The following is a 14,268-nucleotide window of genomic DNA, read 5'->3' on the forward strand; positions in this document are numbered from 1 at the left end:
CAGACTTGTAAGTTCTGGCCGATTTTTTATTCTTGTGTGGTTCTATTTAATCTATTCGACTAAATCCGCAATAAGGCACCAATACCTCTGGAATCTCAATTCCGTCCGCAGTTTGATAGTTCTCCAAAATCCCGGCTAATACTCTTGGTAACGCCAAAGAGCTTCCGTTTAAGGTATGTGCAAATTGACTTTTCCCGTTTTCATCTTTAAAGCGTAACTTCAATCTGTTGGCTTGGTATGTTTCAAAATTGGAAACTGAACTTATTTCCAACCAGCGGTCTTGAGCGGTGGAGAAGACCTCAAAATCAAAGGTAATAGCCGCGGTAAAACCTAAATCACCACCACAAAGCCTTAGAATTCTGTATGGTAATTTTAGTTCCCTAAGAATATTTTTTACATGTTCTACCATGCCATCCAGAGCTTTATAGGAATTAGCAGGATTTTCAACACGAACAATTTCTACTTTATCGAATTGATGTAAACGGTTGAGGCCACGAACGTGTGCTCCATAACTACCAGCTTCTCTCCTAAAACAAGGGGTGTAAGCGGTATAACAAATAGGAAAATCACTTTCTGCAATTATTTCATCGCGAAATATATTGGTTACCGGTACTTCAGCGGTAGGAATAAGATATAGGTCATCTTCCCCTACATGGTACATTTGGCCTTCTTTGTCCGGCAATTGTCCTGTTCCCAAACCAGATGCTTCATTTACCAAATGCGGTACTTGCATTTCGGTATAACCAGCTTCTGTATTTTTATCTAGAAAATAAGAAATAAGGGCGCGTTGCAATCTGGCTCCTTTTCCTTTGTAAACAGGAAAACCGGCACCGGCAATTTTTACCCCCAACTCAAAATCAATAATATCGTATTTCTTAGCCAGTTCCCAGTGGGGAAGCGCATTTTCTACTAAATTAGGAATATTACCTTCTTTAAAGATTTCTTCGTTATCCTCATCCGTGCTACCTGCAGGTACTGATTCATGTGGTACGTTGGGAATTTGGTAGAGTGCTTTTTGTAAATCTTGGGCAATGCTATTGAGTTCTTCGCCCAATTTTTTGGAATCTTCTTTTAAAGTTCCCGTTTTTTCTTTCAGTACATTGGCTTCTTGGGCTTTTCCATTTTTATAGAGCATACCTATTTCTTTGGAAAGTTTATTGCTTTCCGCCAAGATTTCGTCCAACGAAGTTTGAGTTGAACGTCTTTTCTCATCCAATTCTAATACTTCGTTAATTAGGGGTTCGGCATCTATATTTCGCTTTTTCAGTGCGTTTATGATGTTATCTTTTTTGTCTCGAACGACCTGTAGCTGTAACATGGCTCTTAAATTTAGTCTGCAAATTTAAACTAATGATTAAAAACGAATACATTTACGATCGTTTAATCTTGTTATTTTATGATTTTTGAACATTTTGCGCTGAACGTTACGGATATAAAGAAAAGAGTGAACTGGTTTGTTACCCATTTAGGACTAAAGGTAGTAGTGGCTAAAGAAAATAGTCCCTTCATGACGTTTTTGGCCGACTCAACGGATAGGGTTATACTGGAACTTTATCAAAAGGAAGACCAACCTATGACCAACTTCCAAAAACAAGAACCGTCTGCCTTTCATGTGGCATTCGTTTCTAACGATGCGGAGTCTGATAAACAAAGACTTATAGCGGAGGGTGCTACATTAGTAGAGGAAATAAAGCGGAAAGATGCTCATTTGGTCATGCTTAGGGATCCTTGGGGAATGCCTTTGCAACTTTGTGAAAGGGCAATCAATTTTTAAGATCGTTTTCTTTGTAGGGAGAGGGAAAAATCCATTCGTTGTGCCCAAAATAATTCCACTTGGTGCTTGCTAAATCTACTTTAGGGTCAATAAAAGGGCGATACGGTTTTCCGTTAACACTTGCTTTGGAGTTTACTGCGTACACCTCTATTTGTTCACCCTTATCTGCATATTCTTTTTTTAGCCTTTGGGCAAATTGCCAAATAAAATCTGGATAACCCCCAATTCTTTTCATCTGCTTTTTGGAAAGGTAATCTTCTGTTTTTATTAAGGTTTTTTCTCCATTTTCTTTATTTACTACTTGGAATTTGAGTTTTCCAATGCGGCTTCTTAGCATCATGCGCCAACTTAATCTATGACCTTCTTCTGTCCATAAAACATCATCTTTTATAAAATGGTGTCTAATAGGTAGCGCTAGCTGCACTATAAAATAAATGCCTCCTAATACGTAAACGAGATTTTTAAAAGACGGGAGTTCAAAATTTTGGAGTAGGTATGGTTTTTTCTTTTTGAAAAAGATTTTGCGTATGGTTTCCGGTTCGAAAAAAAACACCGTAAAGGCCAATGATAAATAAGGAAATATCCCAATTTGAAATACTATGGAATTAAATAGGTGGAAAAACACCGAAGCAAAAAATGCAACTTTTCGGGTAGGTTTCCAAAGTAAGGCCGGTACGATAAGTAAATCAAAAAATATACCTGAAATTCCAATTATTTTATGGACGAACGGTTCTTGTAAAATACTTCCGATTATTGGGTAGCTAGCCTTGTTGAGCATTAGAATACGAACGATACCAAAATCTAGCCAATCTCCGTATAACTTGGCAATGGAAGCGTATGTATACACAATAAGTAATTGAAATATGATAATCCACCTTGCATAGGCGAACATGCTGCCACTTTTTAAAAGTGGATTCCGCTTTACATCCAACGAATAGTTTCTGTGTGCTGGTAAAATACACATAAACAATGAAATGAGAACCAGAAGGTAATAATGGTTGTTGTACGATGTTTTTTGCATCAAATAAACACTTGTCCACATTAAGGTAAACGAAATTATGGCAAACCGGTATTTGAATCCAAGGGCTATTAAAACCCCTAGCGTACCCATAATGAAGAAATAAAAGTACATTCCGTAACCTGGTAGTGGCTGTAACCAATCGAAACCAATAAAATTGAAAGTGAATTTAGGCTCAACCAGTGTTCTTCGTATCCATCCGGTTATAATGGCGCCATAGCATTCAAGAGAGACAAGGATTCCAAAAAAAATACGGAATATAATTAGTTGTGAATTATCGATTTTCGAAAAAAGAAAACGATCCAACATTATTTTGAGATTAGGGCAAGCGAGGTCTGCTTGTCTTTTTCCAGTTGTATTTTTAGTGCCTCTACAGATTCAAACTTATGCTCATCGCGTATGCGGTGCAAAATATCTATCTGCAGTTCTTTTCCGTAAAGGTCTTGGTCAAAATCGAAAAAATTGATTTCAATAGTTTTTTCTTTTCCGGCAACAGTCGGGTTATAACCAATGTTCATCATGCCGTAAATGGTTTTGCCCGAGAACTCGCTTTTTACGAAGTAGACACCATTTTTAGGTATTAATTTATAGGATTCGGCAATATTCAGGTTTGCTGTAGGAAAACCAATTTGTCTCCCTAATCCTTTTCCTTTTCCAATAATGCCCGTTAGCATGTAGTTATATCCTAGATATGCATTTGCTGTACTTATATCTCCTTCTTGAAGGGCTTTCCTTATTTTGGTAGAACTAACGGATACTTCATCTATTTCTTGAGCGGTTATTTCCTCGACCTCAAAACCATACGTGTTCCCAAAAGCTCTCAAATCCGTAATATTTGCATTTCGGTTTCTGCCAAAACGGTGGTCATAACCAATGATTATTTTTTTGGTCTGTAATTGGTTCACTAAATTGTCACGGACGAATTCTGTTGCAGATAGCCTAGAAAATTCTTGCGTAAAAGGATGTATGATTAGTTGGTCTAATCCTAAGTCTTCCAGAATTTTGGTCTTTTCTTTAATAGTATTTAGCAATTTTATGTTCGCATCTTTCTGTAAAACCATTCGGGGATGCGGGAAAAAGGTAAGAACTGTAGATTTAAGGTTTAAGGAAGCGGCGTTGTTGATCAAACGTTCCAATATTTTCCTGTGACCTATGTGAACGCCATCAAATGTGCCTATGGTAATGGCAGTCGGATGCCGTTTATCGTTTTTGGAAATGCTTTGGACTGTTACCACCTTATAAAAATAATAAAAAGACTTATATTTGAATTAGTTCTAAACCCCCTTGATGGTTACAAAATTACGTCTTGTTTTTTCAATTACCATAGCATTTCTTTCCTTTTCCGCTTCGGCACAGAGTGAATACTGGGAAAGCTCTTCGTTAAAAAAATCTTCTTACAAGATAGTTTCACAAGAATTGAACGTAAAGGACGGAAAAGTTTTTGCCTTACACGAAAACCTTTTCAAGCAAAATCTGAAATCTTCGGTAACTTCTAAAAATTTTTCTAAAATTGTTCATTTCCCAAATTCAAGAGGAAAAATGATTGCATACAGTGTTCGGGAAACTCCAGTTTTATCCGAAGCTTTATCAAAGAAGTATCCTGAAATTAAGTCATTTTCCGGCCAAGCGGTCAATAATAAGGAAAATCGAATAAGATTTAGTGTTTCTCAAAAAGATGTACAGGCCATGATCGTGTCTGCAAAAGAGGAGGAAACTAGTTTTATTGAAAAAATAGATGACGATAAATATATAGTATACTCAAGAAGTGCAAAAAGCGCAGATGAATCTGATTTTACTTGTAGTACGCAAGAAAAGGTGTTGTCTGCAGGAGCAAATCTGACGGCCAAACCTTTAGATGGGCAGGTGTTGCGTATATATAGGTTGGCAGTTTCAGCAACTGCGGAGTATACAGCGTACCATGGTGGTACAGTAGCAGATGCTCTTGCAGGGATCAATGCCACTGTAACGAGGGTCAATGAAGTTTTTGAAACGGACTTGGCGGTACGTTTGGAGATTGTAGCAGATACGGATAAGATTATTTATACTGATGTTGAAAATGACCCTTATACAGGATCGTTAAGTGAGTTAGGTGGCCAGGCACAAGCGGCCATGACCAGTGAAATAGGAGAGGTCAATTATGATATTGGCCATGTTTTTCACAAAGGTGTGAATAATGGAAATGCCGGTTTTATTGGTGCAATTTGTATTACCAATAGAAAAGGAAGTGCCTATTCATCTAGTCAAACGCCAAAAGGGGATAGATATGATATTGATTTTGTAGCTCACGAGATGGGCCATCAATTAGGAGCGAATCATACTTGGTCTCATGAATTTGAGGGTACCTTAATGCAAGTAGAGCCGGGTAGTGGTTCCACGATTATGGGCTATGCCGGCGTTACGGATGTAAATGACGTTGCCGCTAGGGGGGATGATTATTTTCATTACATCAGTATAAAACAAATTATAGAAAATCTAGAGACTAAGACTTGTGGAGAGGTAATCTCTATTTCAAACAATCCACCTGTAGTTGCGGATTTAGAAGATTATGTCATTCCAAAGTCTACGGCATTTATGTTGGAAGGTAGTGCTACTGATCCAGACGAAAATGACGTCTTGACCTATACATGGGAACAGATAGATAATGGCATAGTTACCCAAGCTTCTTTTGGCCCTAATAATGCGAGTGGAGCAAATTTTAGATCAAGACTGCCAAGTTTGGCGCCAATACGATATTTTCCAATGCTTTCGCAAGTGGTTAAAGGCAATTTAACCCAAACCTTCCCAACACTAGGTTCTGCTTGGGAAACCGTTTCCGATGTGGAAAGAGAAATGAATTTTGCCTTTAGTGTTAGAGATAATGCTTCAGGGGGAGGACAAGTAGTATCCGAGTTAATGAACGTATCCGTTGTAAATAGTGCTGGACCTTTTCGGATCACTTCTCAGGCAAATGGGGAAACGTATGTTGCTGGTGAATTATTACAAATAGATTGGGATGTTGCCGGTACTGATATGTTACCGGTTGCAACTAAAAATGTAGATATTGTTCTTTCGGTGGATGGTGGAGTTACTTTTACAATTCCTTTGGCCTCTGGCGTAGTGAATGACGGGTCTCATAAGATTGTTGTACCCGGTGGAATTTCTACCGCTGAAGCGCGAATTATGGTAAAGGCCTCTGATAATGTTTACTATGCAGTAAACGTGGAAAATTTTAATATCGAAGAGGCTCAATTCGTAATGAATTTTCCGGAGTTGGAATTTGAGGCCTGTCATTTTGATGACCTTACAATTCCCTTTACCTATGAGGCGTATTTAGGATTTAGTGAAGAGGTTGTTTTTAACGTGATCGATGCGCCAGAAAATTTGGGAATCACTTTTATGCCAGATACGGTTTCAGTAGACGGAACAAGGGTTGATATGATTATTGAAAACACGGAAGGTGTTTCGGAAGGGGTCTATTCATTGACCGTTTCTGCTGTTTCGTTAAGTGTAACCAAAGAGATGACGTTGGATTTAAATATTTATGATACCGATTTTCCAACGGTTGAGTTAACAGCGCCCGTAGATGATTTAGAAGATGCAGCCACAACTGAACTTTTGCAATGGGAGGATAACCCCTCGTACACTTCATACGAAGTACATATTGCTACTGATGCTGACTTTGCCAACTTGGTGGAATTGGTTACGGTTACAAGAAATAGCTATGCTCCCGTAGATTTAATTAACGAAACCGAATATTTTTGGCGTGTAAAACCCAAAAACGAATGTGGTGAGGGGCCTTACAGCGCTGTTCGTAAGTTTGCTACGATTAAATTGGACTGTACTAATAAGCGCGCAAGAGATCTGCCTTTGGAAATAAGCGCTATTGAAAGAACAACGGTAATATCAAAAATAGCATTTTTCGAGGATTTGAAAGTAGATGATATTAACGTGAGATTAAATATTGATCATGAATATTTAGAGGATATCGTAGTTACACTTACATCGCCTAATAACACCGTGGTTCCATTAATTTCTAGCTCCTGTGGAGAACTAGATAATGTAGATGCAACTTTTGATGATTCTGCTGTGGCTAATTTTGTTTGTGGTGCAACCGCTACAACGGCAATTAAAGGAACAGTAAAACCACTTGGTTCGCTAAGTTCTTTTAACGGAGAGTCTATATTGGGTGAATGGATATTAACAGTGGTGGACAATGCGGCCAAGGATGGCGGGTTTATCAATGAATTTTCCTTGGATATTTGTGTTGAAGGTGAGTTTAGACCTGATGTTGATAATGATGGTGTTTTTGATGACGGGGATGATCTTTGTCTTAATACACCCGAAGGGGCAGAGGTAGACACATCTGGTTGCCAAGTGCATCGTTTTCCAGCAGATAGTTTCGAAATTACCGTAGATAGTGAATCTTGTAGAAACAATGATGATGGTGTTATTACTATAAGTACCTTGACATCTATGGATTACTCCATTTCTATTACGGGTAACACTACGAACGTCACCAATACATTCACTAATGTATTCTCACTTTCTAGTTTAACCTCTGGTGTATATACTGTTTGTATAAATGCTACGGGTGCGGATTTTGAATATGAAGAGTTCTGTTCACAGGTTACGGTTTCACAACCAGAACCATTAGGTGTAACTTCTGCCGTTTCCCTAGATGGTAAAACGGTGGTTCTTTCTATGCAAGGAGCAGAACTTTATACTGTAGAATTAAATGGAGAGACTGTGCTTACGGATAAATCAGAGATTACATTAGATCTTAAATCTGGAGGTAATATGCTGCGGGTGTCCACAGGTCGGTCATGTCAAGGTGTTTATGAAGACCGTTTCTTTGTAGGAAGTGAACCTCTGGTCTTTCCTAATCCTTTTGATACCAATACTAGATTGCTATTGGGCTCATCTACGGAAAAAGTAAGAATTGATATATTTACTATAAGTGGTTCATTGGTTAAAAGTGAGCAAAGTACACCAAGAGGTGGTGAAGTGGATTTAGACTTTTCGTCACTGCTTTCTGGAATTTATATTGTTAAAGTAAAAGGAGAAACTATTGAAGGAACGGTTAAAGTTATAAAACGATGAGAATACTAGCTTTTATACTATTGTGTTTGGTGCTCTTTTCGGGTTGTAAAAAAGACTCGCCTAAACCGCCGGAAAAAGTAAGTTTGGTATCTCCGGCCAAAAATTCTGAATGCACACCAGTTCAAAGTGATGGTGAAACAAGTAGTATAGTAAGGTTTAATTGGAACGCAGCAGATAACACAGAAGTATATGTTTTGCAAGTGACCAACCTAACTACAGGTACAATTCAGTATAAAAACACTTCTGCTACTATAGAAACATTGTCTCTTGCCAAGGGTACGCCATTTTCATGGGTAGTAGTCTCTGAAAATTCAGAAACAACAACATCTGTAAGTAGTGATTCTTGGTTGTTTTACAATCCGGGTTCAGAAGTTAGTCACGTTCCTTTTCCGGCTGAATTGACTTTCCCTGCTCAAGGTTCTACAGCTTTTAAAGATGTGAACAATGAAATAAGTTTAAAGTGGACAGGCCAAGATTTAGATGATGATATTAAATCTTACGATGTATATTTTTCAAATGAGAATCCACCTGTAACACTGTTGCAAAATACGAATGCAGGGGTTAATGAGCTAAAGGTACAGGTAGTTTCTGATGAAGTTTATTATTGGAAAGTTGTTACTACAGACGAAGAAGGAAATATTTCAACTAGTAATATTACAGAGTTTAAGACCCGTTAAATTGATTCATTGTTCGTGCAACACCGGCTAGAACAAATGATTGAATCAGTTCTGTGGTTTTTTCGAACCGCTCTGTTAAAGCATTTCTCTCTGCTTCGCTCCATTCACCTAAAACATATTCTACCTGTCTGCCTTTTCCAAAATCTGCTCCTACACCAAAACGGAGTCGGTTGTAATTCGTGGTTTGTAGAACGTTTTGAATGTCCTTGAGACCGTTATGACCTCCGTTACTTCCCTTCGTTTTTAAGCGTAATGACCCAAACTCCAAATTAATATCATCCGTAACAACTAGAATGTTTTCTAAAGGAATATTCTCTTTATCCATCCAATACTTTAGCGCTTTACCACTAAGGTTCATATAAGTTGATGGTTTAAGACAAATAACACTCCGACCTTTAATTTTGAATACGCCTAAGTCTCCTAGTTTTACAGTCTCAAAAGAAAAGTTTAGAACCTCAGAAAGAGCATCTAAAACTTTAAACCCAATGTTATGACGGGTTTCTGAATACTCGCTGCCTATATTGCCTAGACCAATAATTAGGTATTTTTTCATGCTGTCTGTTTCTTCTAGAACCCTTTTGTCCGTATTAAAAATTAATTTTAGAAATTTGAACATAATCGTTTGGTTTTTGGAGTAGCTCTTTTCTGGAATAAGATTATGTTTTAAATAAATATAAGATGCAATGTTAAGGTATAAAAATACAAAAGCGCCCTAAATTAGGGCGCTTTTTATAAAACTTCAAATGAAATTTATTCTTGGCTTTCTCCACCTTCAGTAGCTTCAGCTGCTCCTTCAGTAGCTTCACCTTCTTCTCCTTCAATTTCTTCGTCATCGTCAACGGCAACCGCTGTACGCTGAGTTTTAACTTGAACAACAACCATAGACTCTGGGTGTAAGATGGTAAATTCATCTTTCAACAAAGATTCAACGGTAATGTTGTCACCGATTTTTAATTTAGATATATCAATATCAAAATAATCTGGCAAGTTGTCTGGAAGTGCTTTAATAGCAAGTTTTCTTTTTCTAAAAAGTAAACGACCACCGGCTCTTACACCTGGAGCGTTACCTTCTAAACGAACAGGAATGTTCATGGTAACTTCTTTATCATCAAAAAGTTGATAGAAATCGATATGCAAAATTTTATCAGTCACTGGGTGAAACTGAATGTCTTGCATAATCGCTTTTACCTTAACATCGCCTAAGTCAACCTTTACGGTGTGTGCGGCCGGGGTGTAAACTAAATTTCTGAACGCTAACTCTTCAGCTGAAAAGTGTAATGGTTTTTCCCCTCCGTATACAACGCAAGGAACCTGTCCAGCATTACGTAGGGCTTTCGTTGCCTTCTTGCCCACGCTTTCTCTTTCTGATCCTTTAATCTTAATTGACTTCATTATATGATTTAAATAATTAATACTCGTAATTGGAGTAGCCCATAGGACTACATTAAAAATTTTGATGCTATTGAGGTGTTGTGGTGCACTCTATGCATAACATCTGCAAAAAGCTCCGCACAACTCAATACTTTCACTTTATTTGAATCTCTTTTTGAAGGAATAGAATCTGTTACGATCAATTCTAACAATTGAGATTTTTCAATTTTTTCGTAGGCATCACCGGATAAAAGAGCATGCGTTGTAATGGCCCTTACGCTCAATGCGCCTCTTTCCATCATTAAATCCGCAGCCTTTGTCAATGTTCCGGCGGTATCTACCATGTCATCTACTAAGACCACATTCTTACCTTGAACGTCACCAATAAGCTCCATATGAGATATAACATTGGCTTTAGCTCTTTGTTTGTAACAAATAACAACATCACTACCCAATGCTTTGGAATAGGCGTAGGCTCGTTTGGAACCACCCATATCCGGAGAGGCAATGGTTAGGTTATCTAGTTTTAAATTCTTTAAATAAGGTAAGAACATGGTGGATGCAAACAGATGATCAACAGGCTTTTCAAAAAAACCTTGAATTTGGTCTGCATGCAAATCCATTGTAATTATTCTTGTTGCCCCAGCTGCTTCAAGCATTTTGGCTATTAGCTTTGCTGCAATAGGTACTCTAGGCTTATCTTTTCTGTCTTGTCTGGCCCAGCCAAAATATGGCATTACAGCTGTTATGTGTCTAGCAGATGCACGTTTGGCTGCGTCTAGCATCAATAACATTTCCATTAAATGCTCAGAACTAGGGTTGGTAGAACCAATGATAAAAATACGCGCCCCTCTAACTGACTCTTCGAACGATGGTTGAAACTCTCCGTCACTATATCTAGAGAAGAGTACATTGCCCAAATCGGCACCGTAGGATTTGGCAATTTTACGTGCCAATTCAGTACTCTGTGTACAGGCGAATATTTTTGGTTCGGGAACTTGGTAGGCCATGGGTAACGTATTGTTAATTAGTTTATTGACAAGTCGTTTTGTTAGCGAGGTGCAAATTTAGACATTTATTTGTGTTGCTAAAGGATAAATGTTGTTATTTTTTACCTTGGAAATAAAAAAATTATTTACTTTTGCAGTCCGATTTTAATGCTCGAGTGGCGGAACTGGTAGACGCGCTGGATTCAAAATCCAGTTCCTTTGGAGTGCGGGTTCGATTCCCGCCTCGAGTACAGGATAATAAGAAAAAAGCTGAGATGTATTCTCGGCTTTTTTTATGCCTTAAACTTTGGTGTTTAATGCGAGATGGAGGTAGGGCAAAACAATATGTGCAACTTTTTTGTTTTTGTAAAAGAACAAATTGTAATTACCGAACGTTTGGTAAAATAAATAATTGTGTTATATTTGCCTTATGAGACCACAAAAAGTATTGGATAAAGAAATTGTAACAAAGCTTGTAGAGGTTTTTAGGTCTAATGGTTACGATGGTGCAAGCCTTTCTGAACTGGCCGAGAAAACTGGTTTAAAAAAAGCTAGTCTGTATCACCGTTTTCCGGAAGGGAAACAAGGAATGGCTGTAGCGGTGTTAAATTATTTGGGGGAGTGGGCGGAAGAAAATGTATTTAATATTTTAAATGATGAAACTATTCCTCCAGCACAGCGATTGTTGAGGGGGTTGGATAATATTAGAGTTTTGTATAGCGATGGAAAAAACGCATGTGTGTTGCGTGCATTCTCTTTGGGTTCTGGTTTAGAATTATTTGAAAATCAGATTAAAAACGGCATGACCCAGTGGATTGACGCATTCAAAACCATAGGTAAATCATTTGGTTTGTCTGAAGGTAAGGCGCAGAAATATGCCGTTCGAACTTTAGTGGAACTACAGGGGAGCCTTGTAGTTACTAAAGGATTGAATGATTTGAGCATATTTGACCAAACCTTAAAGGATATAGAGTCTAAATATTTGAACAAATAAAAAAATTTAAAATAGTTATTTACCGAACATTCGGTAATAAATTAATCCTTAATATTTTAATTATGAAAAATTTAATTCTTTATGCACTGGCTATAGCGCCTTTATTTGTTTCTGGAGCAATATCGGCTGATTTGGAAATATCAACTCATTGTAGTTGTGATGAAAATACAAACAAAGTTAAGTATCGAACCCTTGAAGTTAATGGAGTGAATATAGCATACAGAGAAGCAGGAAATCCTGAAAACCAGACTATAGTTTTGCTTCATGGTTTTCCTACTTCATCTCATCAATATAGAAAAGTACTAAATCAATTATCGGACGAGTTTCATATGATAGCTCCGGATTATCCTGCATTTGGGAACAGTGATTTTCCCGATTCAGATAAATTTGAATATACTTTTGATAACCTTGCATCAACTATAGATGCTTTTCTTGAGAAAAAGAACATTACTTCTTATGCATTGATGATTCAAGATTATGGTGCTCCCATAGGGTTTAGAATTGCCACAGCTCACCCGGAAAGGGTTATGGCTATTATCAACCAAAACGGGAATGCCTATGAAGAAGGATTGGGAGCCGCTTGGAAGGACACAAAAAGTATGTGGGCTAATAGAAATAAGCAGACAGAAGAAGCTCTTTTACATGCTTTTTCCATAGAAGGCCTAAAGTGGCAATATACACATGGAACTAGAAACCCGGAAAACATAGATCCTGACACTTGGAATTTGGACTATTTGAAAATGTCAAGGCCTAATGCCCATGCTGTAAATCTAGATTTGTTCTATGATTACCGGAATAACATAAAGTTGTACCCAAAATGGCAGCAATATTTGAGGGATAATCAACCTCCTTTACTCATTGTTTGGGGAAAGAACGACGCTTTTTTTCCAGAAAGTGGTGCAGAAGCATTTAAGAAAGATGTGAAAGAAATCGACTATAATATTTATGATACCGGCCATTTTGCTCTTGAGGAAGATGCAGATAAGATCATTCCTAAAATGAGGATTTTCATGAGAAAACTTAAATTATAAGAATATTTTTTACAGGTAAAAGCCCCGTTTGGGGCTTTTTGCAGTTGTTTTATTGTTAGGTAGATCTATTACAAATTACTCTTGGTTGTAAAATTCAACTTTCACTACCTTAGCAATTATGAAGGCAATTGAAATTAGAACCGTAAATGTCGTTCAATATATCAAACCTTTGCGAGAAGGAGGTTCACTTCCGGGTCTAGTAAAGGCAGATGATGAATTTTTGTATGTTATTAAATTCAGAGGTGCAGGCCAGGGTAAAAAGGCTTTGATTGCTGAACTTATTGGGGCAGAATTAGCACGTGCTATGGGTCTTAAAGTACCTGAAATTGTTTTCATGAATTTGGACGATAGTTTTAGTAAAACTGAGCCAGATGAAGAAATTCAAGATTTACTTAAATTCAGTGTGGGTCTGAATCTTGGCTTGCATTACCTCTCGGGTTCCATAGTTTATGATCCGTTGGTTTCTGTTGCGGACCCTTTTACGGCTTCAAAAGTTGTTCTTTTGGATAGTATGATCAGTAATATAGACCGTACGGCAAAGAATACGAATTTGCTCAATTGGCATAAAGAACTTTGGCTGATTGATCATGGGTCTAGTTTTTATTTCCACCATAACTGGGAAACTTGGAATACTCATTTAGAAAGAACCTTCCCCGCTATTAAGGACCATGTGCTTTTGGAGCGTGCTACTGAGTTGCCAAAGGCCGCAGAAGATATCAGAGCAAACATAAATGAAGCTACCATTACAGAAATTATATCTAAAATTCCCGAAGATTGGTTATTGAGTGAATCTGACCCCATAACACCACAAGAGAAACTAGCTGCTTATAGGAAGTTTTTAGAAACAAGATTGGCAAAATTAGAAGTGTTGGTTAAAGAGGCCCAAGATGCAAGATAGAGTTACATACGAATTTGCTATTATAAGGCTAGTGCCCAAGGTAGAACGAGGAGAATTCATTAACGTCGGAGCCATAGTATTCTCTAAAAGAAAAAAATTCTTAGGAATAAAATTCTTGGTAAATCGCAAGCGTATTCAGGCTTTTACATCAGAGATAGAACCCGATATTATTGAAGATTATTTAAAAGCTTGGGAGAAGGTATGTGAGGGTGAACCCAAAGGTGGAGCTATAGGGAAGTTAGATTTACCATCAAGATTTCGTTGGCTTACAGCTTCTAGAAGTACCATTATTCAAAGTTCAAAACCACATCCAGGTCTTTGCTTTGATCCTGAACAGGAATTAGAAAATCTCTTTGAAAAAAATGTGCTTTAGAGAAAGTCAATCGTTTTTTGATACATATTCCTAAAGCGGCCTAGGGAAGTTGTTAAAAGTAATA

Annotated in this window: 13 protein-coding genes and 1 tRNA gene; 8 read left to right on the top strand and 6 right to left on the bottom strand. The window is 37.6% G+C overall.

Annotated elements, in window-relative coordinates:
- Positions 1-46: 46 nt before the first annotated feature.
- The gene (gene serS, locus KO521_RS18095; protein WP_215941308.1) at positions 47-1,318 is read right to left on the bottom strand and encodes a serine--tRNA ligase; all 1,272 of its coding nucleotides are present in this window, start codon (positions 1,316-1,318) and stop codon (positions 47-49) included.
- 78 nt (positions 1,319-1,396) lie between these two features.
- Here serS and KO521_RS18100 point away from each other — a divergent pair, with 78 nt between their 5' ends.
- Entirely contained in the window at positions 1,397-1,774 is a 378-nt protein-coding gene (locus KO521_RS18100; RefSeq protein WP_215941309.1) for a VOC family protein, read from the top strand.
- Here KO521_RS18100 and KO521_RS18105 read toward each other — a convergent pair.
- Positions 1,764-3,101: an HTTM domain-containing protein gene (locus KO521_RS18105; RefSeq protein ID WP_215941310.1), complete on the bottom strand. Its 1,338-nt coding sequence runs from the start codon at positions 3,099-3,101 to the stop codon at positions 1,764-1,766. The two genes, KO521_RS18100 and KO521_RS18105, sit on opposite strands and share 11 nt — an antisense overlap.
- Positions 3,101-4,027, bottom strand: coding sequence for a bifunctional riboflavin kinase/FAD synthetase (locus KO521_RS18110; protein WP_215941311.1), 927 nt, complete (start codon positions 4,025-4,027; stop codon positions 3,101-3,103). The genes KO521_RS18105 and KO521_RS18110 overlap by 1 nt, the downstream gene beginning before the upstream one ends.
- Positions 4,028-4,079: 52 nt before the next feature.
- On the opposite strand from KO521_RS18110, the gene KO521_RS18115 reads away from it, so the two are divergent.
- Both KO521_RS18115 and KO521_RS18120 read left to right on the top strand, forming a co-directional pair.
- Entirely contained in the window at positions 4,080-7,871 is a 3,792-nt protein-coding gene (locus KO521_RS18115) for a reprolysin-like metallopeptidase (protein WP_215941312.1), read from the top strand.
- Positions 7,868-8,548, top strand: a complete 681-nt coding sequence (locus KO521_RS18120; protein ID WP_215941313.1) for a hypothetical protein — start codon at positions 7,868-7,870, stop codon at positions 8,546-8,548. The genes KO521_RS18115 and KO521_RS18120 overlap by 4 nt, the downstream gene beginning before the upstream one ends.
- On the opposite strand, the gene pth is transcribed toward KO521_RS18120, so the two are convergent.
- The 3 genes from pth to KO521_RS18135 all read right to left on the bottom strand — a co-directional run bounded on the left by pth (position 8,535) and on the right by KO521_RS18135 (position 10,929).
- Entirely contained in the window at positions 8,535-9,164 is a 630-nt protein-coding gene (gene pth, locus KO521_RS18125) for an aminoacyl-tRNA hydrolase (RefSeq protein ID WP_215941314.1), read from the bottom strand. The two genes, KO521_RS18120 and pth, sit on opposite strands and share 14 nt — an antisense overlap.
- Positions 9,165-9,298: 134 nt before the next feature.
- Positions 9,299-9,940, bottom strand: a complete 642-nt coding sequence (locus tag KO521_RS18130; RefSeq protein WP_215941315.1) for a 50S ribosomal protein L25/general stress protein Ctc — start codon at positions 9,938-9,940, stop codon at positions 9,299-9,301.
- Positions 9,941-9,987: 47 nt separating this feature from the next.
- The gene (locus KO521_RS18135; RefSeq protein ID WP_215941316.1) at positions 9,988-10,929 is read right to left on the bottom strand and encodes a ribose-phosphate pyrophosphokinase; all 942 of its coding nucleotides are present in this window, start codon (positions 10,927-10,929) and stop codon (positions 9,988-9,990) included.
- Positions 10,930-11,078: 149 nt separating this feature from the next.
- Between KO521_RS18135 and KO521_RS18140 the strand changes: the two genes are divergently transcribed.
- The 5 genes from KO521_RS18140 to KO521_RS18160 all read left to right on the top strand — a co-directional run bounded on the left by KO521_RS18140 (position 11,079) and on the right by KO521_RS18160 (position 14,204).
- Positions 11,079-11,159 (top strand) — tRNA-Leu (locus KO521_RS18140).
- Between the two features lie 179 nt (positions 11,160-11,338).
- Entirely contained in the window at positions 11,339-11,902 is a 564-nt protein-coding gene (locus tag KO521_RS18145) for a TetR/AcrR family transcriptional regulator (RefSeq protein WP_215941317.1), read from the top strand.
- Between the two features lie 62 nt (positions 11,903-11,964).
- Entirely contained in the window at positions 11,965-12,933 is a 969-nt protein-coding gene (locus KO521_RS18150; RefSeq protein WP_215941318.1) for an alpha/beta fold hydrolase, read from the top strand.
- 118 nt (positions 12,934-13,051) lie between these two features.
- Positions 13,052-13,831 (top strand): HipA family kinase, encoded by a 780-nt coding sequence (locus KO521_RS18155; RefSeq protein ID WP_215941319.1) that lies wholly within the window; start codon positions 13,052-13,054, stop codon positions 13,829-13,831.
- A complete protein-coding gene (locus KO521_RS18160) occupies positions 13,821-14,204 on the top strand; it encodes a DUF3037 domain-containing protein (protein WP_215941320.1) in 384 nt (127 codons plus the stop codon). The genes KO521_RS18155 and KO521_RS18160 overlap by 11 nt, the downstream gene beginning before the upstream one ends.
- Positions 14,205-14,268: the final 64 nt, after the last annotated feature.

This window comes from Zobellia uliginosa (genome assembly GCF_018860745.1).
In the GTDB taxonomy this organism is placed as follows: domain Bacteria; phylum Bacteroidota; class Bacteroidia; order Flavobacteriales; family Flavobacteriaceae; genus Zobellia; species Zobellia uliginosa_B.